The sequence below is a fragment of the Methylobacterium sp. J-118 genome (genome assembly GCF_057836565.1).
Genome location: NZ_JBYQFA010000001.1, coordinates 3,933,261 through 3,952,231, shown reverse-complemented (window position 1 = coordinate 3,952,231; position 18,971 = coordinate 3,933,261). Strand labels below are relative to the sequence as shown.

General features: G+C 69.5%; 16 protein-coding genes. 3 read left to right on the top strand and 13 right to left on the bottom strand.

Annotated elements, in window-relative coordinates; genetic code table 11:
* Window positions 1-150 precede the first annotated feature (150 nt).
* Window positions 151-1,401, bottom strand: a complete 1,251-nt coding sequence (locus AC3IF3_RS19190; RefSeq protein ID WP_489217664.1) for a nitrate/nitrite transporter — start codon at window positions 1,399-1,401, stop codon at window positions 151-153.
* 524 nt (window positions 1,402-1,925) lie between these two features.
* Here AC3IF3_RS19190 and AC3IF3_RS19185 point away from each other — a divergent pair.
* On the top strand, window positions 1,926-2,855 hold the full coding sequence (locus tag AC3IF3_RS19185; RefSeq protein WP_489229919.1) for a L,D-transpeptidase: 930 nt from the start codon (window positions 1,926-1,928) through the stop codon (window positions 2,853-2,855).
* A 114-nt stretch (window positions 2,856-2,969) separates the two neighbouring features.
* Here AC3IF3_RS19185 and glpX read toward each other — a convergent pair whose 3' ends face one another.
* The 3 genes from glpX to AC3IF3_RS19170 form a co-directional block, all read right to left on the bottom strand.
* Window positions 2,970-3,953, bottom strand: a complete 984-nt coding sequence (gene glpX / locus AC3IF3_RS19180) for a class II fructose-bisphosphatase (RefSeq protein ID WP_243973915.1) — start codon at window positions 3,951-3,953, stop codon at window positions 2,970-2,972.
* Window positions 3,954-4,160: 207 nt separating this feature from the next.
* Complete coding sequence (locus AC3IF3_RS19175; RefSeq protein WP_489229918.1) at window positions 4,161-5,477, bottom strand: homoserine dehydrogenase; 1,317 nt, start codon at window positions 5,475-5,477, stop codon at window positions 4,161-4,163.
* 110 nt (window positions 5,478-5,587) lie between these two features.
* On the bottom strand, window positions 5,588-6,274 hold the full coding sequence (locus AC3IF3_RS19170) for a ceramidase domain-containing protein (protein WP_489229917.1): 687 nt from the start codon (window positions 6,272-6,274) through the stop codon (window positions 5,588-5,590).
* A gap of 197 nt (window positions 6,275-6,471) precedes the next feature.
* Between AC3IF3_RS19170 and xth the strand changes: the two genes are divergently transcribed.
* Both xth and AC3IF3_RS19160 read left to right on the top strand, forming a co-directional pair.
* Window positions 6,472-7,266 carry an exodeoxyribonuclease III gene (gene xth / locus AC3IF3_RS19165; protein WP_489217660.1) on the top strand — a complete coding sequence of 265 codons (795 nt, stop codon included), beginning with the start codon at window positions 6,472-6,474 and terminating at the stop codon, window positions 7,264-7,266.
* Between the two features lie 71 nt (window positions 7,267-7,337).
* On the top strand, window positions 7,338-7,961 hold the full coding sequence (locus AC3IF3_RS19160) for a glutathione S-transferase family protein (RefSeq protein WP_489229916.1): 624 nt from the start codon (window positions 7,338-7,340) through the stop codon (window positions 7,959-7,961).
* 67 nt (window positions 7,962-8,028) lie between these two features.
* Here the strand turns inward: AC3IF3_RS19160 and AC3IF3_RS19155 are convergent, their stop codons facing one another.
* The 9 genes from AC3IF3_RS19155 to poxB form a co-directional block, all read right to left on the bottom strand.
* Window positions 8,029-8,931, bottom strand: a complete 903-nt coding sequence (locus AC3IF3_RS19155) for a tetratricopeptide repeat protein (RefSeq protein WP_489229915.1) — start codon at window positions 8,929-8,931, stop codon at window positions 8,029-8,031.
* Window positions 8,918-10,648 carry a dihydroxy-acid dehydratase gene (gene ilvD / locus AC3IF3_RS19150; RefSeq protein WP_243973909.1) on the bottom strand — a complete coding sequence of 577 codons (1,731 nt, stop codon included), beginning with the start codon at window positions 10,646-10,648 and terminating at the stop codon, window positions 8,918-8,920. Before ilvD ends, AC3IF3_RS19155 begins: the two co-directional genes overlap by 14 nt.
* Before the next feature lie 425 nt (window positions 10,649-11,073).
* Window positions 11,074-11,865, bottom strand: coding sequence for an ethanolamine ammonia-lyase subunit EutC (gene eutC, locus AC3IF3_RS19145; protein WP_489229914.1), 792 nt, complete (start codon window positions 11,863-11,865; stop codon window positions 11,074-11,076).
* Window positions 11,862-13,241: an ethanolamine ammonia-lyase subunit EutB gene (locus AC3IF3_RS19140; RefSeq protein WP_489229913.1), complete on the bottom strand. Its 1,380-nt coding sequence runs from the start codon at window positions 13,239-13,241 to the stop codon at window positions 11,862-11,864. Before AC3IF3_RS19140 ends, eutC begins: the two co-directional genes overlap by 4 nt.
* 67 nt (window positions 13,242-13,308) lie before the next feature.
* On the bottom strand, window positions 13,309-14,169 hold the full coding sequence (locus AC3IF3_RS19135) for a transglutaminase-like domain-containing protein (RefSeq protein ID WP_243973906.1): 861 nt from the start codon (window positions 14,167-14,169) through the stop codon (window positions 13,309-13,311).
* An 84-nt stretch (window positions 14,170-14,253) separates the two neighbouring features.
* A complete protein-coding gene (locus AC3IF3_RS19130) occupies window positions 14,254-14,850 on the bottom strand; it encodes a LutC/YkgG family protein (RefSeq protein WP_243973905.1) in 597 nt (198 codons plus the stop codon).
* On the bottom strand, window positions 14,847-16,418 hold the full coding sequence (locus tag AC3IF3_RS19125; RefSeq protein WP_243973904.1) for a lactate utilization protein B: 1,572 nt from the start codon (window positions 16,416-16,418) through the stop codon (window positions 14,847-14,849). The genes AC3IF3_RS19130 and AC3IF3_RS19125 overlap by 4 nt, the downstream gene beginning before the upstream one ends.
* The gene (locus AC3IF3_RS19120; protein WP_489229911.1) at window positions 16,415-17,158 is read right to left on the bottom strand and encodes a (Fe-S)-binding protein; all 744 of its coding nucleotides are present in this window, start codon (window positions 17,156-17,158) and stop codon (window positions 16,415-16,417) included. The genes AC3IF3_RS19125 and AC3IF3_RS19120 overlap by 4 nt, the downstream gene beginning before the upstream one ends.
* 66 nt (window positions 17,159-17,224) lie before the next feature.
* Window positions 17,225-18,955, bottom strand: coding sequence for a ubiquinone-dependent pyruvate dehydrogenase (poxB, locus tag AC3IF3_RS19115; RefSeq protein ID WP_489229910.1), 1,731 nt, complete (start codon window positions 18,953-18,955; stop codon window positions 17,225-17,227).
* Window positions 18,956-18,971: the final 16 nt, after the last annotated feature.

The window sequence follows — 18,971 nt, the reverse complement described above, 5'->3', positions numbered from 1 at the left end:
TGCCGCCCAAGGACGGCTGCGCGGCACCGGCCTCAGGGAGAGGCGCCCGCTCTCGGAAAACCTCGATCGGGCGCTGACGCTAAAAGTGCATCATCCCGGGTCCCATGTCCGGGATGATGCGCCAACGATGTCGCTCCGGCCGCGCCAGCGTCAGGCGGTGGCGGGCCTCAGCGCACCCGTCTGCGCATCGGCGACGCCGCCCAGCGCCTTGCCCCGCGGCCCGACCCAGCGGCCGACCCATTTGCGCTGCCAGAGCGCGAGGCAGCCGAGCACGATCGCGGTGAAGGCGGCGTAGCCGATGAAGCCGATGGAGAACGAGCCGGTATATTGTTTCGACAGACCCATGACGTTCGGCAGGATCGCGCCGCCGAGGGCTCCGACCTCGCCGATCATCGAGCCCGCGACCGCGGTGTTGCTGGGCCAGCGCAGCGGCACCAGCTGGAACAGCGCGCCGTTGCCGGCGCCGAGCGCCGCGAAGCACAGCATGAACAGGAGCGTGGTGAGCGCGAGCGACGGCGTCGCAGTGAGCGACAGGAAGGTGGCGATCGCCGCGAGCAGGACCACCGAGAGAACCGCGATCCCGCCCATCCGGTCGGCGAAATAGCCGCCGACGATCCGGATGCCCGAGCCCATGAAGGCGGCCAGCATGGTCAGCCGCCCGGCCTCGACCTTCGTGACCGCGAACTGCTCGTAGAAGAAGGTCGGCAGGAAGTTCGACAGGCCGACGAAGCCGCCGAAGGTGATTACGTAGATCAGCGAGAACGCCCAGCCGTCCTTGGTGAACAGGCAGGAGATGTGCTCCTTGAACGATTGATGCGCGTTGTCCGGCGGCTCCTTGGCCAGAACGATCATGACCGCCAGGGGGATCAGCATCACCACGCCCGCGAAAGCGTAGGTCGTCTGCCAGCCATAGGCCTGCGCCAGCGGCGGGGCGAACAGCACGGCCAGCACGGTCCCGGAATTGCCGGCGCCGGCGATGCCCATGGCAAGCCCCTTATGCTCGGGCGGGAACCAGCCCGAACCCAGCGACAGTGCCACGCCGAAGGACGCGCCGGCGATGCCGAGCAGCACGCCCATGGCGAGCACGTCGCTGTAGGACGAGACCGCGAAGTAGCCGTAGGCCATCGCCAGGATGATCACGCTCATCTCGGTGATCGCGGCGTTCTTCCGACCGATATACTGGGCGAGCACCCCCAGCGGGAACCGCATCAGCGCCCCTGCGAGGATCGGGAGCGAGATCATGAAGCCGGTCTGGGCCGGCGAGAGCTTGAAGGTCTCGGTGATGAACGGGCCCATGGCGCCGTTCAGGACCCAGATGGCGAAACAGAAATCGAAGTAGAGAAACGCGGCGAACAGCGTCGGGGGGTGCCCCGACTTCATCACGGTCTTGAAGCTGGCCATATCTGGTGCTCGTCTCAAGTGGGCGAACCGTCACGCGGCCGCTCATGCCGGGGGATCCGGACTCACACCGTCCGCTGTTTGGAGCGCCGTTGCTCCGCTGCCGCGGCACGCGCGGCCCTCTCGGCAAAGCAGCAAGCGTGCCAGACCGGCTGCCGCGGCTGAGCGCTCGGCCGACCATCCCGGTCGGGCCCCGGTCCCGGATCGCCGATGCCGCCGTTCAAGGCAGACGTGCCGAGCAAACGGGCGGCGGAGCGGCGGAGACGAGCGCGCGTCCTGTGCCGTCCGGAACTGCGCCGAACCAGTCTCTTCATCGGGGAGCGCGGGAACCGTTGAGGCACAACGGCAACACCGCGGCGCAGAAAGGGTCCCGCTGTCCTCCAAGACGTTCGTGCCCGCCGGTTCAACTTGGCGGCCGCGCGGGATATTTGCTAAGTCACGGATTGGGCGGGACCCCATATTCGTACGGGTCTGCTCGATCGCGCGCCGCCTCGACAGGCGGCGTCGCCTTCCAGGGAAATCATCGCATGTCCGCCCCGATCCGCCGCCTGCTCCTGGCCGGCCTCGCCGTCATCGCGTTCGCCACGACCGCTCATGCCCAGGGCCGCGGCCCTGTCGGCGAGTCCGGCATCGACGGATTCGGTGACGACGGGCAGCTTTATCAGGATCAGAACGGTGCGCTCTACGTGCGGCGCAACGGGCGCTACCTGCCCTATACCGGGCGGGCCGACATCGTTCGTCCTGCGCCCGCGACTCCGGCCGCACCGCCCGCCGCGAGCCTCGACGTGGATCCCACCGTCCCGGCCCGTCCCGGCGCCGTGCCGCCGGCCGAAGGGCTCTCGCCGCTTGAAGCCGCCAAGGCCAGGGCCGTGCTTCGGGCGCCCGACAACGAACCGATCGATTACGCCAAAGCCTACGGGCCGGTCACGGACGACGTGTATCCGGTTCAGCCGTTCAACTATAAGAAAATGAACCCGGCCTTCCTGCGCCAGGAGATCGCCTATCATGGCCCCTACGAGCCCGGGACGATCATCGTCGACCCGCGCGCCCACCAGCTGACGCTGGTCCAGGAGAACGGCCGGGCGCGCCGCTACGGCGTCGGGGTGGGCAAGCAGGGTTTCGCGTGGTCCGGTAACGCGACCGTCAATTCCAAGCAGGCCTGGCCGGATTGGTACCCGCCGAAGGAGATGATCGCCCGCAGCCCGAAACTGGCGAGCGAGGTCGACAAGCTCCAGAGCGGCCTCGGCGTCGCCGGCGGCCTGCGCAATCCGCTGGGCGCGCGGGCCATGTACCTCTGGCAGGGCAACAAGGACACGCTGTTCCGGATCCACGGCACCCTGGAGCCGTTCTCGATCGGCAAGAGCGTCTCGTCGGGCTGCATCCGGATGATCAATCAGGACGCCATCGACCTGTTCAGCCGCGTGAATGTCGGCAGCAAGGTGGTCGTGCTGAACTGACGGCGCGGGCTTCACGCCGGGGCCGGGCTTCTGGACCGCGCGTGAATCCGTTTTCACGATCTGGCCTCGCCGTCCCGCGGGCCAAGCCCGATCGGGGCGCGGCGGCGCGGCGCCTCAACTCAGCCCGCGTCGATGTTCGCCGAGGATTCGGCGGACCGTGCCGGCCTCCGAGCGGTAGACCACCGTCTCGGTCTGGATCCGGTCGGGCTGGAACCGGACGCCCCGCAGGAGCGCACCGTCGGTGACCCCCGTGGCGGCCACGATCACGTCGCCGCTCGCGAGGTCGGTGAGGTCGTATTTCCGGTCGCCATCTTCGATGCCCATCTCGGCCGCCCGGCGACGGCGATCCGCCGTGTCGAGGATCAGCCGACCTTGCATCTGGCCGCCGATGCACCGCATCGCCGCGGCGGCGAGGACCCCCTCCGGCGCCGCGCCGATCCCGAGATAGAGGTCGATGCCGGTCTCCTTGGGGCTCGCCGTGAAGATGATGCCGGCGATGTCGCCGTCCGAGATCAACCGAACCGCGGCGCCCGCCGCCCGCACCTCGGCCACGAGCGCCGCGTGACGGGGCCGGTCCAGGATCAGCGCGGTGATCTGCTGCGGCTCGACGCCCTTGGCCCGGGCCAGCGCCATGACGTTGTCGGTGGCGCTCGCATCCAGATCGACGAGGCCCGGGGGGTAGCCGGGCCCGATGGCGATCTTCTGCATGTAGACGTCCGGGGCCGCGAGCAGGGAGCCGCGCTCGGCCATCGCCATCACCGCGATGGCGCCCGGCATGTCCTTCGCGCAGAGCGTCGTGCCCTCGAGGGGATCAACGGCGATGTCCACCTCGGGCCCCTCACCCCGCCCGAGCTGCTCGCCGATGAACAGCATCGGCGCCTGATCGCGCTCGCCCTCCCCGATCACCACGGTTCCGCGAATCGGCAGACCGTTGAGTTCGTCGCGCATGGCATCGACCGCCGCTTGGTCGGCAGCCTTCTCGTCACCCTTGCCGCGCAGGCGTGCGGCCGCGATGGCGGCGCGTTCCGTGACGCGGGCGAGTTCGAGGGCGAGCATGCGCGGAACCCCGCGCGAGACGGACCTTGGTGCATCAGCCATCGTTTCCTGCCTCTGTCCGGCCCGATCTTGAAGTCGGATACCGGTTTAATGCCGTCGCGCGGCAGACGTTCAGCCTAAGTTCCGCGCTCCGATGCCTGATGGACCGTCGTAAGGCCGGACCGCCGGCGGCCCAAGACCACGTCCGGATTACAGCCGTGGCATCGACCTGCGCAGCGGGATCGCGGATTGCGGATCGGGGCGGTGCCGTTACTCACGCTCGATCCGGATCACCTGCGGCGGCTCCGCGAGCAGCCCATCCGCATCGATGGCGTCGAGTGCGGCCCGGATGGTGCCCTCCGTCGCCGCATAGGTGATCAGGACCAGCGGCACCGGCCGGCCCGAGCGCCCGCGCGGATCCGTGCCGGCCCCCTCGGTCCGGCGCTGCAGGATGCTCTCCAGGGAGATCTCCCGCTCGGCCATCCGCTGGGCGACACCGGCGGCGACGCCCGGACGGTCGTGAACCGTGAGGCGGATGTAGTACCCGCCCTCGTGGCGCTGCATCTCGACGCGCTCGCTGGGCCGCATCGTGACGGCCGGGACGCCGAAGGTCGGGCGCACGATGCCGCGCGCCACGTCGGCGATGTCGGCCACCACGGCGGAGGCCGTCGCCGCGCCGCCGGCACCGGGACCGATTAGGGTCAATTCGCTGACCGCGTCCGCGTCGATGGTGACCGCGTTGGTGACGCCCATGACCTGCGCGATCGCCGAGGATTTCGGCACCATCGTCGGATGCACCCGCTGCTCGATCCCCGACTCGGTGGCCTGCGCCACACCGAGCAGCTTGATCCGGTACCCGAGTTCGTCCGCCATCCGCAGGTCGAGGGGCTGGACGCGCGAAATCCCCTCCACCGAGACGCCCTCGGCGTCGAGAGCGGTGCCGAAGGCGAGGCTCGTCAGGATCGCGAGCTTGTGGGCGGTGTCGAAGCCCTCGACGTCGAAGGTCGGATCTGCCTCGGCATAGCCGAGCGCCTGCGCATCCTTGAGGCAGGCCTCGAAGGTCAGGCCCTCGCGCTCCATCCGGCTGAGGATGTAGTTGCAGGTGCCGTTGAGGATCCCGTAGACGCGGGCGATCGTGTTGCCGGGGAGCCCCTCGCGCAGGGTCTTGATCACCGGGATGCCCCCGGCCACCGCCGCCTCGAAGGCGAGGGCGACGCCCCTGTCCTCAGCGAGGGCCGCTAGGGCGGCACCGTGATGCGCGAGGAGCGCCTTGTTGGCGGTCACCACCGGCTTGCCGGCCTGGAGAGCCGCCTCGACCACCGCCTTGGCGGGGCCGCCGGATCCGCCGATCAGCTCGACCACGCAGTCCACGGTTTCCGAACGCGCGAGCGCGACCGGATCGTCGAACCAGTCAATACCTGTCAGGTCGAGGCCGCGGTCGCGGCTGCGGTCGCGCGACGAGACCGCCGTGACGCGGAGGTCGAGGCCCGAAGCGGTCAGCGCCGCCCGGCGGCGTTCGACCATCTGGACCACGGACGCACCGACGGTGCCGAGCCCGGCGATCCCGAGGCGAAAGCTCACTGTCATGACCCCTTCCGTGCCCCGGGCGGCCCTGACGGTCGGGGCGCCCGATGCGGCGCAGTTCTGCAAGAATTCCGTCCCGGCTGCAAGGAAACGGCCGAGGTTTCGTGGCCGCCTCATCCGGCCAGGTCGCGATGCCGGATCGCGGTCGCCACCAGGGCGTAGAGCACCGCCGCGTTCAGGAGATGCCAGAGCGCGTGCGTCCCGATCGGCAGCACCGTACAGGTGGCCTGATCGGCGGTGCGCGCGGCGAGCGACAACAGGAACAGCACGCCGATCCCGGCGAGGCGCCGTCCGGTGCCGACGAAGCGTTCCTCGGGCCGCCTGACGGTCACGGCGGCCACACCGAACAGCGCAAGCATGGCCGGTACATAATCGATCGAACCGTTGGTCAGTCGCGAGACGTCCTGCCCGGTCAGGCCGTCGAGCATGGGCGTGAGGGCGAAGCCGAACAGGGCGAACCCGAGGGTCGCTGCGACGACGCGGACCGGCGCCAGCCGCAGATACCGGCGCAGCGCCACGGCGAGATAGGCGTCGATGAACAGCGCGATCGGGATCACGTCGGCGAGCATCGACCAGTAGACTGCCAGCGTGTGGAACAGGAAGGAGCCGATTCCGACCGATGCGATCAGCCCGGCCAGGGCGAGCGCGGCGCGGTCCGGCGGCCGGGGTCGCCCCGCGCGCCGTCCCGCCGCGGCGGCGGCCAGGAGGAAGCCGGCGTTGGACAGGGCATTGACGGGCTCGGCCCAGAACCCGGCGTCAGTCCGCTCGCAATAGGCCCGCATCGGCTCGAACCAATCCATCTGGAGACCTTCGCGCATCGTCCCGAAAGGTGGCCGCCGGCGTTCGGAAGAAGACGTTGCGAAGACACAAGCGTAGCGCATCGTGCCGTTTCCGCCGTCCGGCACGATGCGCTAGATCCCCGGCCTTGCGCCGGGATGGCCTTGCCAGGGCGCGGCGAAGCGCGGATGACGGCGCGGCGGCGACCGGATGCGAGGCGATGCGGATCACGACCTGGAACGTCAATTCGGTCAAGCAACGCTTGCCCCACCTGCTGGCGTTCCTGGACGAGGCCCGGCCCGACGCACTCTGCCTGCAGGAGCTGAAATGCCAGGACGCGGCGTTCCCCCGCGCCGAGGTCGAGGCCGCCGGCTACGCGGTCGAGACGCTCGGGCAGAAGGCCTATAACGGCGTCGCCCTGCTGGTCCGCGCACCCCTCACGATGAGCGAGATCCGGCGCGGGCTGCCGGGCGACGCGGCCGACGAGCAGGCCCGCTACATCGAGGCGCTGGTCTCCGGCCCCGACACCGCGCCGGTGCGGGTGGCGTCGATCTACCTGCCGAACGGCAACCCGGTGGACAGCCCGAAATACCCGTACAAGCTCGCCTTCCTGGAACGGCTGCGGCTCCACGCACGCGCGCTCATGGCCGATGAGAAGGCAATTGTGCTGGCGGGCGATTACAACGTCATCCCGGAACCCGCCGACGCCGCCGACCCGGAGGCGTGGCGGTCCGACGCGCTGTTCCGTCCCGAGAGCCGCATGGCGTTCCGGGCGCTGCTGGCCGAGGGCTACACCGACGGCCTGCGCGCCTGCGATCCGCGCGACGGGCTCTACACCTTCTGGGACTATCAGGCGGGGTGCTGGCCGCGGAACGTCGGCATCCGCATCGACCATCTGCTGCTCTCGCCGCAGGCCGCCGACCGGCTGATTTCGGCCTCGGTGCAGAAGCATCTCCGGGGGCTCGACAAACCCTCCGACCATGTGCCGGTGACGGTGGAATTGTCGGCAGGCTGAGGATCCGCCCTACCTCCATCCCACGGCCGGGCGGATCGCGATCCGCCGGCCCTGTCACCAAGGGAGTCACGATGATCGTCTACGGTACCGGCTATTCGCCTTACGTCCGCAAGGTCCTGGTCTCGCTCGCCGAGAAGAACGTGCCCCACGAGCACAGGCCGGTGATGTTCCACGCCCCAGACCCGGATTTCCAGGCGGCGAGCCCGCTGGGCAAGATTCCGGCGATCGAGGATGGCGGCTTCACGCTGGCGGATTCCTCGGCGATCCTCTGGTACCTGGAGCGCAAGCACCCGAGCCCGGCCCTGGTCCCGGCCGATCCGCAGGCGCTCGGGCACGCGGTCTGGTTCGACAAGTTCGGCGACACCGAATTGTTCGGCCCGCTGATCGTGCCGTTCGTCGAGCGGGTCATGAAGCCCAACATGATGGGCAAGCCCACCGACGAGGCCGCCGTAACCAAGGCCCTCGACACCGACCTGCCGCCGCTGTTCGATTGCCTGGAGCGGCAGATCGCGGGGTCTTACCTCGTGGGCGACGCGTTCAGCATCGCCGATATCTCGATCGCCACGGGCTTCTACAATTTCCACTTGGCCGAGGCCCGGATCGATGCCGGCCGCTGGCCCAAGCTCTCGGCCTACATCGCCGAGATCCTGGCGCGGCCGTCGTTCAAGGCCGCGCAGGACGCCAGGAAAGGCTGAGCCCTGCCGCTAGCGGGGCCTGCCGCTGTCTCCCGGAGGCAGCGGCAGGGCCTCGATCAACCCGGGTTCAGCGCCGCTTGCGGATCGAACCCACGGTCTGGAGCTGGGTCTGCGCCTCGGCGCGGTCGTCCTCGTTGGCGGCGGCCCAATTCTTGTCGTAGAGCGCGACGATCCAGTCGTCCTTGCGGCCCTCCGCGCCCTCGCGGGCAAGGGACAACCACATCAGGCCCTTCACCCGCTGAATCGGCACGCCGCCGAGACCGTTCATCAGCATGTCGCCGAGCAGCGCCTGGGCGGGGTGGTGGCCCTTCTCGGCGGCGAGGTTGAACCAGCGCGCCGCCTGCCGGGGATCGGATTCGACGCCGGTACCATCGAGGTAGAGCCGGGCGAGATTGTACTGCGCGTTGGGGTCGCCGTAATAGGATGCCGCGTAGTTGAACATGTCGTAGGCGCGCTCGGGATTCGGGCGCACGTAGGTGCCCTTGATCCCCTCCAGGAAATAGGTGCCGAGCGCCGTGAAGGCGCTGCCCAGCACCGCGGAATTCTGCGGATCGGGCCCGTCATCGGTGCTGGCATCGGCGATCCGGGAGAAGAACTCGAACGCCTTCAGGTCGTCGTGGGGCACGCCGTCGCCCTCGGCATACATCCGGCCGAGCTTCCACAGGGCGAGGGCATGGCCCTGGCCGGCGGCGTATTCGAGGGCGCGGGCCGCCCCCTGCTTATCGCCGGCATTGTACTCGCGGACACCGGCCCGGAGCGCGTCCTTGGCCGAGCGATAGCTCCTGTCCGCGACCGGCACCGGGACCGGCACGCGGACATTGGCGTCGAGCGCGCGGGGCGCGTCGGTCGGCAGGGCGAACAGGGCCAGGGCCCAGGCCGCGAGGGCGGCCCTGCCGAGGGACCGGAACCGACCGGGATCGGCCCCGGCCGGCGCCCTGCGCCGGCTGAGGTCAGTCCTAGACGTCCGCATAGCTCTGCGTCTCCTCGGCACCGCCGGGGTGCGTGACGGCGCCGTACAGCGCCGGGCCGACGCCCTGCGCGTATTTCCACAGGTAGCCGGAGGTCGCGGTGTTGGCGCGCGGTGCCCAGGCCTTGCGGCGCTCGGCGAGCTCCGCGTCCGACAGGGCGACGCTGAGCGTGCCCTGGATCGCGTCGAGGGTGATCATGTCGCCGTCGCGGATCAGCCCGATCGGGCCGCCCACCGCCGCCTCGGGGCCGACATGGCCGACGCAGAAGCCCCGCGTCGCGCCGGAGAAGCGCCCGTCGGTGATCAGCGCGACCTTGTCGCCCATGCCCTGGCCGTAGAGGGCCGCGGTGGTCGACAGCATCTCGCGCATGCCGGGGCCGCCGCGGGGACCCTCGTAGCGGATGACGAGGACGTCGCCCTCCTTGTAGGTGCGCGACTGCACCGCCTCGAAACAGGCCTCCTCGCCGTCGAACACCCGGGCCGGCCCGGTGAAGACCTGGCTCGAGGCCGGCATGCCGGCGACCTTCACGATCGCGCCCTCGGGGGCGAGGTTGCCCTTGAGGCCGACGACGCCGCCGGTCGGGGTGATCGGCCGGTTGGCCGGATAGACCACGTCCTGGTCCGGGTTCCAGGTCACCCGGTCCATGTTCTCCGCGATGGTGCGGCCGGTGACCGTCAGGCAGTCGCCGTGCATGAAGCCATGGTCGAGCAGGGTCTTCATCAGCAGCGGGATGCCGCCGACCTCGAACATGTCCTTGGCGACGTAGCGCCCGCCGGGCTTCAGGTCAGCGATGTACGGCGTGCGCCGGAAGATCTCGGCCACGTCGAAGAGCGTGAATGCGATGCCGCACTCGTGCGCTATGGCAGGCAGGTGGAGCGCCGCGTTGGTCGAGCCGCCGGAGGCGGCCACCACGGTGGCGGCGTTCTCCAGGGCCTTGCGGGTGACGATGTCGCGCGGGCGGATCTGCTTGGCCAGCAGCTCCATGACCTTCTCGCCGGCGGTGGCGCAGAACTTGTCGCGGATCTCGTAGGGCGCCGGGGCGCCGGCCGAATAGGGCAGCGCCAAGCCGATCGCCTCGGAGACGGTGGCCATGGTGTTGGCGGTGAACTGGGCGCCGCAGGCGCCGGCGGACGGGCAGGCGACCTGCTCCAGCTCGTCGAGGTCCTCCAGGCTCATGTCGCCCACCGCGACCTTGCCGACCGCCTCGAACAGGTCCTGGACGGTCACGGGCTTGCCGCGGAACGAGCCGGGCAGGATCGAGCCGCCGTAGATGAAGATCGACGGCACGTTGAGGCGGACCATCGCCATCATCATCCCGGGCAGCGACTTGTCGCAGCCGGCCAGCCCCACCAGGGCGTCGTAGGCGTGGCCGCGCATGGTCAGCTCGACCGAATCGGCGATGACCTCCCGGGACGGCAGCGAGGCGCGCATGCCGCCATGGCCCATGGCGATGCCGTCCGTGACCGTGATGGTGCAGAACTCGCGCGGCGTGCCGTGCGCTGCCGCCACGCCCTTCTTCACCGCCTGGGCCTGGCGCATCAGCGAGATGTTGCAGGGGGCGGCCTCGTTCCAGCAGGAGGCGACGCCGACCAGCGGCTGATGGATCTGCTCACGCGTCAGACCCATGGCGTAGAGATAGGAGCGGTGCGGTGCGCGGTCGGGCCCCTCGGTGACGTGGCGGCTCGGCAGCTTCGACTTGTCGTTCAAACGCGTCACCATGCCCTCAGACCAAGCCTTCGCGCAGCCAGCCCCGAGGATGCGAAGGACCTTTGCGCATCGCCGTTCGCGATGCGCCCGGCCGGCCTTCCGCGTGCTCGGGAAAATTATCGTTTCTGATCGGTAAAGCGTTGTCGAGATTGCCCTTTACCGCGGAGGTTGAGGTGGGCCCGGACTATGGCGGGATCGCGGCGTTTACGGGCAGGTCTCGGGGCGGACCCGGGATCGTTTTACGGTGTTGCGACCTCGCCACAGCCACGCTTGAGGGCAATTCGGAAGACAACGAAAGATTAAGGCTCGCCGCAGGCGAGCGGCGTCGGACGGCGTTAATCCAGGATCACGTGGCGTCAGATACGACACCGTCCCGCGTCGACCGGACGTCGGAGCGGGACGCGGTTCTCGTCACCGGATTCCGGGTCGCCAAACGCTCAAGCCGGGGTGTCGGGCCGTTCCGGCAACGGTGGCGCCTCGCGCCCGGCGATCGCGACGCGGTCGCTCTCGTCCTTCAGCGTCACCCCGGTCAGACCGAGGCGGAGGGCGCATCCGAGCAGCCAATCGAGCTTGAACGCGGCCCGGTCGGGCGTCAGGCCCGCCGCCCGCACGTTCGAGATGCAGTTCCGCTCGGCATCCGACCGGCCGACCCGGGGGCCGAAGGTCAGGTAGATCCCAAGGCTGTCGGGGGATGACAGCCCCGGCCGCTCGCCGATCAGCACGGCGACCGCGCGGGCGTCGAGGGCGCCGCCGATCGCGTCGCCCAGCGCCACCCGGGCCTGCCGGGCGACCACGACGGGCGAGAGCGTCCATTCGGCCGTCTCGGCGTAGGGTTTGAACGCGGCCAGAACCGGCACGGCGTTCTCGTGGACGGCGCGGGCCGACAGCCCGTCGCCGATGACGATCGCGAGGTCGAACGGCCCGGCCCGGTCCTTGAGCGCAGCGCAATCCTCCGCCGCGAGTCTCCGGCCGAGATCCGGCCGGCGCAGGTAGGTCGCACGATCCGGCGCCTGGGAGGCGACCGGCAGGGCGGTGAAACCGAGCTTCGTGATCTTGCCGAGGAGCTCGTCCGCATTGAGGGGCGTGTGCACCGCGTCGCGGGCCTGCGCATGGTCGAGGCCGAAGCGCAGCACCTCCCGGGTCGGCATCCCGCTGCCCGCCCGGCCGAGGCCGATCCGGGCCGGCGTCAGGCCGGCGAGGCGGGCCCAGATCGGGCCGTTGTCGCTCATGCCGCGAGATCCGGTGCTGCCGTCAGGAGCGGCGTCTCGGCGCCCTGGATCAACGCGCCGGCGCCATCGGTAAGACCGATCTCCTGCAACCACATTTCGAATTCCGGGGCGCGCTTCAGCCCGAGCACCTCGCGCAGGTACAGGGAATCGTGGAACGACGTGGATTGGTAGTTCAGCATCACGTCGTCGGCCCCCGGCACGCCCATGATGTAGGTGCAGCCCGCCGCCCCGAGCAGCGTCAGCAGGGTGTCCATGTCGTCCTGATCGGCCTCAGCATGGTTGGTGTAGCAGACGTCGACGCCGAGGGGCACGCCCATCAGCTTGCCGCAGAAATGGTCTTCGAGGCCCGCCCGGATGATCTCCTTGCCGTCGTAGAGGTATTCGGGGCCGATGAAGCCGACCACGGTGTTGACCAGCAGCGGCCGGAACACGCGGGCGACCGCATAGGCCCGGGCCTCCAGGGTCTGCTGGTCGATGCCGTGATGCGCGTCCGCCGAGAGCGCCGAGCCCTGGCCGGTCTCGAAATACATGCAATTGTCGCCGCGTGGACCGCGCTTGAGCGCCAGCGCGGCCTCGTGCGCCTCCTTCAACAGGGACAGCGTCACGCCGAAGCTCGCATTGGCCTTCTCGGTGCCGGCGATCGACTGGAACACGAGATCCACCGGCAGGCCCTGCTCCATGGCGGCGAGGGTCGTGGTGACATGGGTGAGGACGCAGGCCTGGGTCGGGATCGCGTGGCGGCGGATCACCGCGTCGAGGAGCTGGAGCAGATCGCCGATCGCCTGGACCGAATCGGAGGCCGGGTTGATGCCGATCACCGCATCGCCGCAGCCGAGGGCGAGCCCGTCGAGGATCGCCGCCGTGATGCCCTTCGGATCGTCGGTCGGATGGTTCGGCTGGAGGCGGACCGCGAGGGTCCCGGGCAGGCCGATCGTGTTGCGGAAGCGCGTGACGACCCGGCACTTCCGGGCAACCGAGATCAGGTCCTGGTTGCGCATGATCTTCGAGACCGCGGCGGCGATCTCGGGGGTGATGCCGGGGGCGACCCGGGCCAGCGTCTCGGACGACGCGGTGAGCAGGACCTCGCGGAAATCGCCGACCGTCAGATGGCGGATCTCGGCGAAGGCGCCGGCATCGTGGGTATCCAGGATCAGGCGGGTGACGTCGTCGCGCTCGTAGGGGATCAGCGGGCGGGCCAGGATCTCGGCGAGGGGCACCTCCGCGAGGCACCAGCGGGCGGCGGCATTCTCTTCGGCGGACTCCGCCGCGACGCCGGCGAGCCGGTCGCCGGAGCGGATCGGCGTCGCCTTGGCCAACAGGGCGGCGAGGTCGGCGAAGGCGTGGGTGCGCGGGCCGACGACGTGACGGTAGGCCATGCGGATGTTTTCCCTCGCCGCGTGAACGCCGGATCACAGGATAGCGTGATCCGGGGATCGGGTCTGCTCAGGCCGCGCCGGCATGGGGGGCGGGGATCTCAGTCGAGATCGCGTCCACGGTGCGGGGCATCGGGCTCCCCTGCCCGTCCGACCGCTGGATCCGCACCTGCTGGTTGACCGGCTGCATATTGCCGAACGGCGTCGAGAAGGCGATCTCGGCGGCGTCGCGCCCGACGCCGATGCGCACCAACCCGTCGAGATCCGCCTGTCGCGTCGCGTCGAACAGCCACCAGCGGCCGTCGAGATAGGCCTCGAAGACGGCGTGGAAGTCGCTCGGCACGAGGCCGTGGGCGTAGCAGCTCACGAACCGGGCCGGGATGCCCAGCGCCCGGCAGAAGGCGGTGCCGATATGGGCGAAATCCCGGCAGACGCCCGCGCGCTTCAAGAGGGACTCGTCCGCCGTGGTCTCGCCGTCGCTGGTGCCCGGCTGGTAGGTGATGTGATCGTGGATCCAGTTGCAGATCTCGTTCACCCGGGCATGCCCCTTCGGCAGGGCGCCGAATTCGGCCTGGGCGAAGGGCGTCAGTCGGTCCGAGGAGACGAACCGGCTCGGCAGCAGGAACGGCAGGATGTCGAGGGGCAGCTGACCGATCGGCGTCTCGTTGATGGTAGCCGGGTCGGCCCGGTGCACCGTCAGGTCCACCTCGGCATTGTACTCCAGCGCGAACTGGCCGGTGGGCACGTTCACGGCGAGATAGCGGTTCAGCAGATCGGGCGTCGTGTAGAGGTCGCGCTTCAGGTTCGGCGTCAAGACCAGGCTCTCGCTCAGGATCTCGACGCTCTTCAGCTTGGCCACCTCCAGGTTGAAGATGAAGGTGGTGTCGGACAGGATGTTGTAGGACAGACTGCAACCGAGTGTGTAGCGCATCGGATCTCCTTGCCGGGCGACGACCTGTCCGTCGTCCAAGCAAAGTGCGCGCCCGAATGGCGGTTCCAGGCCCGTCGCGCTGCGCTATCCGGCTCGCCTCGGCAGCAGCAGGACGGTGAGCGAGCGCACCCCTTGCGCCCCATGGATCAGCACGCCCTCGATATCGGCGGTCGCCGAGGGTCCGGTATGGAGCACAGCGTAGGCCGAACGGCCGAATTCGGGCCGGAGATAGGCCGCCTGCACGTTCGGCAGGATGTCGGCGGGGTCGAGCAGCACGATCAGATGCTGGGCGAGATAGGCGACCGCGTTCACGATCAGCTCGCCTTCCGTGAACAGCACCGAGCCCGTCTCGGCGATGCCGAACACCGCACGGACCACCGCCACGTCCACGTCCTCGACCTCCTGCGGGTCGCGCACCGCGCGCAGGTCGCGGTTGCCGGTGAGTTCGGGCACCGCGGAGGCGATGACCTTGGCGGAACCGAGCCGCTCGCGCAGGTCCGCGAAGGCATCGTCGGTGCCGGGCTCCGCCACCCGGCCGCCCATGCGCTTCAGCCGGTCGCCGAACTCGGCCACGGGGTCGTCGCCGATGAGCGGGGGGAAGAGCGGCACCTGCGGCAGCGGGAATTCGCCCGCCGGCCGGTTGGCCCGGATGTCGCCCAGGATCGCCTCGCGGGCGGTCATCGACCGGCGTCCTTCATGCGATTCTGCTTGTACCAGGCGTGGAAGGTCTGGCGCGGGGCCTCGGGCATCTCGCGCTTCTTCCCCCAGGTGTTGAGCGGGTTGTAGACCGCGAAGCGCGGCAGGACCTTCAGGGCGGAATCCGCTGCGCCGATCGCCGCCCGGTAGGCGGCCGGCCGGGACAGGACCGCGCCGGCGGCCTTCATCATCCCCTGCTTGAGCGCGGGGATGTGGTGCTCCTCAACCAAGACCTTGCGCCACGCGAAGATCTGCTCGTGGATGTTGATCTTGACCGGGCAGACGTTGGTGCAGGAGCCGTTCATCGTCGAGGAGAACGGCAGGGTCGAGTATTTCCGCTTGTTGAAGGTCGGGTCGATGATCAGGCCGATCGGGCCGGAATAGGTCGCCCCATAGGAGAGGCCGCCGGAGCGCCGGTAGACCGGACAGGTGTTCATGCAGGCGCCGCAGCGGATGCATTTCAGCGAGGTCCAGAACTCCTCCATGCCGAGGCGAGCCGAGCGGCCGTTATCGACCAGCACCATGTGCATCTCGGTGCCCGCGCGGGGCGCGCGGAAATGCGAGGTGTATTGGGTGATCGGCGAGCCCAGCGCCGAGCGCGACAGCAGCCGGATGAACACCCCGAGATGCTCGACCTTGGGGATGATCTTCTCGATGCCGATCGAGTGGATCTGCAGCGGCGGGACGTTGCCGGAGAGGTCGGCATTGCCCTCGTTGGTGCAGGTGACGACCGTGCCGGTCTCCGCGATGGCGAAGTTGCAGCCGGTCATGCCGGCATCGGCCTTCAGGATGTAGGGCCGGGTCGTCTCGCGCTGGCTCTCGGCGAGGTAATGGGCGTCGTCGTTGTCGGGATCGGTGCCGAGGGTCTTGGCGAAGACTTCGGCCACGTCCATCCGGGTCTTGTGGACCGCCGGCGCCACGATGTGGCTCGGCTCCTCGTTGTCGAGCTGCTGGATCCGCTCGCCGAGGTCGGTCTCGATGATCTCGATGCCGTTGGCCGCCATGTGGTGGCGGAAGCCGCACTCCTCGGTCAGCATCGACTTCGACTTGACCAGCGTCTTCGCGCCGCGGTTGCGCAGGATCTCCAGGACGATCCGGTTGTGGTCGGCGCCGTCCCGCGCCCAATGGACCTGGACGCCGTTGGCCGTCGCGGCCGCCTCGAACTGTTCGAGGTACCGGTCGAGGTGGCTGAGCGTGTGCGTCTTGATCTGCGAGGCGAGCTCCCGCAGTTCCTCCCATTCCGGGATGCCGTGCGCCGAGACGTCGCGCTTCTTGCGCAGGTCCCACAGGCGCTCGTCATGGGCCGCCTGGTGGAGCGGTGCCGCCAGGAACCGTTCGGCGGCCTCCGCCTGGTCGATCGGCCGGTCGCCGCGGATCTTGGCACCCCGGGGCTGAGCCTCGCGGATTTGCGGCGCCCGGATCGGTTTCGAGGCGGCCTCGGCGTGTTGGAGCCGCCCGCCGTCCTGAGAGCGCGCGCTCTCGTCGTCGCGGGCGCGGACCTCGGGGTGGATCACGCCCTCGCGCTCGCGCGGGTTCAGGTCCTCGACGCTCATGCGGCGACTCCGTTCAGCACCTGCGCGATGTGGATGTACTTCAGCGGCACCCCAAGGCGCTCGGCGCAGCCCTTCTGGTGCATCAGGCAGGAGGAATCGGCCGAGACGACGTATTCGGCGCCGGCCCGGTTCTGATCCGCGACCTTGTCGTAGCCCATCTTGGCTGAGACCGCCGGCTCGAAGACCGAGAAGGTCCCGCCGAAGCCGCAGCACTCGTCCGGCCGGGCGAGGTCCACAAGCTCGACGCCCTCGACCATACGCAGCAGGTCGAGGGGCTTGGAATAGAAGGGCTTCACCAGCTCCGAGGGCCGGGCGTGGTGGATGCCGCGGAGGGCGTTGCAGTTCGTGTGGTAGGCGACCTTGTAGGGGAAACGCGCCCAGGGCAGCGCCTCGACCTTCAGCACGTCGTGCAGAAATTCGACCAGCTCGTAGGTGCTGGCCCGGACTTTCTTGACCTCCTCGGTCTGCGGGATCGCGGTCAGGTGCTCCCGGACCTGATGCACGCAGGAGCCCGAGGGCGCCACCACGTAGTCGAAGCCCGAAAAGTTCTTGACGAACAAGGCCTCGGTGGCGGCGGCCTCGGCGTGGCAGCCGGTGTTGGTCATCGGCTGGCCGCAGCAGGTCTGGTCGTAGGGATACTCCACCGTGCAGCCGAGCCGTTCCAGCAGCTCCAGGGTGGCGATCCCGACCTCGGGTTCGAAGGCGTCGACGTAGCACGGCACGAACAGGCCGATCCGCATGGTCCGGCACCTCCCTGGATCGCCCGCTCCGTTGGCCTGGAACGGTTCGAGACTGATCGGGAGGGTCTATCGGATGAGGTTGGTCTTGGCGAGGTCGAGGACCGCGTCACCGCGTCCATCCATCACGGCCCGCAGCACGTAGAGGCTGAAGCCCTTGACCTGCTGCCCGTCGATCTTGGGCGGCATCGCCAGCTCGTTGCGGGCGGTGCGCACGTCGAGGAGGGCGGGACCGTCGAAGGCCAGGAACTCGCGCACGGCGTCGGGCAGCTCGGCCGGATCCTCGACCCGCAGGCCGAAGATGCCGGCCGCCCGGGACATCGCGGCGAAATCCGGGTTGTCGAGGGCGACGCCGGTCTCGATGTAGCCGGCGGCCTTCATCTCGAGTTCGACGAAGCCGAGGGTGCCGTTGTTGAACACCACGACCTTGAGCGGCAGGCGGTGCTGCCGCAGGGTCAGGAAATCGCCCATCAGCATCGCGAAGCCGCCGTCGCCGCAGAGGGCGATGACCTGCCGGTCCGGCTGCGCCGCCTGAACGCCGATCCCCTGCGACAGGGCGTTGGCCATGGAGCCGTGGACCCAGGAGCCGAGCAGCCGCCGCCGCCCGTTCATGGTGAGGTAGCGCGCTGCCCAGATCGTCGGCGTGCCGACATCAGCGGTGAAGACGGCATCGTCCGAAGCCGCCTCGCTGATCGTCCGGGCGAGGTATTGCGGGTGCAGCGGACCGCCGGGCTTGCCCGTGGCGAGTTCGTCCAGGCCGGCGCGCGCCTTCGCGTAATGCTGCAGACTGGCATCCAGGAAGGCGCGGTCGGCCTTGGGGTTCAGACGCGGCAGCAGCGCCCGCAGGGTCGCCCCGACATCGCCCACGAGGCCGAGTTCGATCCGGCAGCGCCGGCCGAGCTCGGACGGGCGCAGGTCGACCTGCGCGACCTTCGCGTCATGCGGGTAGAACTGCTTGTAGGGGAAGCCGGTGCCGAGCATCAGCAGGGTGTCGCAGGACATCATGGCCGCGTAGCCCGACGAGAAGCCGATCAGGCCGGTCATGCCGACATCGTAGGGATTGTCGAATTCGACGCATTCCTTGCCGCCCAGCGCGTGGACGATCGGGCTCTTGAGCGCCTCCGCGAGCTGGAGCAGCTCGGCATGGGCGCCGGCGCAACCGCGTCCGCACAGGAGGGTGACGCGCTTGCCGGCATTGAGCATCGCCGCCAAGGCGTCGAGTTCCGGGTCCGCGGGCCGCACCACCGGCTTGGCGGGGATCAGCCCGGCCCGCGGCGTCAGGGCACGCTTGGGCGCCTCGCGCAGGGCGACGTCCCCCGGCAGGACGATCACCGCGACGCCCTGCTCGCCGACGGCGGCGCGAATCGCGTTTTCCAGCACGAAGGGCATCTGGGCCGGGTCGGAGACCAGCTCGCAATAATGGCTGCAGTCGCGGAACAGCTCGGTCGGCTTCGTCTCCTGGAAGTAGCCCGAACCGACCTCGGTCGACGGAATGTGGGCGGCGATCGCCAGGACCGGGGTGCGGCTGCGATGGGCGTCGTAGAGGCCGTTGATCAGGTGCAGGTTGCCCGGGCCGCAGGAGCCCGCGCAGACCGCGAGCGCCCCGGTGATCTGCGCCTCGGCGGCCGCCGCGAAGGCCGCGGCCTCCTCGTGGCGCGTGTGGATCCAGCCGATGCGTCCCCGGGCGCGCAGCGCCTCGGTGATGCCGTTCAGACTGTCGCCGACGACGCCGTAGATGCGGGCGACGCCCGCCTCCTGGAGCGTCTCGGCGACGACGTCGGCGACGTTGTTGATACGCATGATTCGGCTCCGCCAT

Bases quoted from the DNA above. Each gene is read 5' to 3' on its own strand.
- AC3IF3_RS19190 (WP_489217664.1), bottom strand. From the start codon at position 1,401: ATGGCCAGCTTCAAGACCGTGATGAAGTCGGGGCACCCCCCGACGCTG.
- AC3IF3_RS19185 (WP_489229919.1), top strand. From the start codon at position 1,926: ATGTCCGCCCCGATCCGCCGCCTGCTCCTGGCCGGCCTCGCCGTCATC.
- glpX (WP_243973915.1), bottom strand. From the start codon at position 3,953: ATGGCTGATGCACCAAGGTCCGTCTCGCGCGGGGTTCCGCGCATGCTC.
- AC3IF3_RS19175 (WP_489229918.1), bottom strand. From the start codon at position 5,477: ATGACAGTGAGCTTTCGCCTCGGGATCGCCGGGCTCGGCACCGTCGGT.
- AC3IF3_RS19170 (WP_489229917.1), bottom strand. From the start codon at position 6,274: ATGGATTGGTTCGAGCCGATGCGGGCCTATTGCGAGCGGACTGACGCC.
- xth (WP_489217660.1), top strand. From the start codon at position 6,472: ATGCGGATCACGACCTGGAACGTCAATTCGGTCAAGCAACGCTTGCCC.
- AC3IF3_RS19160 (WP_489229916.1), top strand. From the start codon at position 7,338: ATGATCGTCTACGGTACCGGCTATTCGCCTTACGTCCGCAAGGTCCTG.
- AC3IF3_RS19155 (WP_489229915.1), bottom strand. From the start codon at position 8,931: ATGCGGACGTCTAGGACTGACCTCAGCCGGCGCAGGGCGCCGGCCGGG.
- ilvD (WP_243973909.1), bottom strand. From the start codon at position 10,648: ATGGTGACGCGTTTGAACGACAAGTCGAAGCTGCCGAGCCGCCACGTC.
- eutC (WP_489229914.1), bottom strand. From the start codon at position 11,865: ATGAGCGACAACGGCCCGATCTGGGCCCGCCTCGCCGGCCTGACGCCG.
- AC3IF3_RS19140 (WP_489229913.1), bottom strand. From the start codon at position 13,241: ATGGCCTACCGTCACGTCGTCGGCCCGCGCACCCACGCCTTCGCCGAC.
- AC3IF3_RS19135 (WP_243973906.1), bottom strand. From the start codon at position 14,169: ATGCGCTACACACTCGGTTGCAGTCTGTCCTACAACATCCTGTCCGAC.
- AC3IF3_RS19130 (WP_243973905.1), bottom strand. From the start codon at position 14,850: ATGACCGCCCGCGAGGCGATCCTGGGCGACATCCGGGCCAACCGGCCG.
- AC3IF3_RS19125 (WP_243973904.1), bottom strand. From the start codon at position 16,418: ATGAGCGTCGAGGACCTGAACCCGCGCGAGCGCGAGGGCGTGATCCAC.
- AC3IF3_RS19120 (WP_489229911.1), bottom strand. From the start codon at position 17,158: ATGCGGATCGGCCTGTTCGTGCCGTGCTACGTCGACGCCTTCGAACCC.
- poxB (WP_489229910.1), bottom strand. From the start codon at position 18,955: ATGCGTATCAACAACGTCGCCGACGTCGTCGCCGAGACGCTCCAGGAG.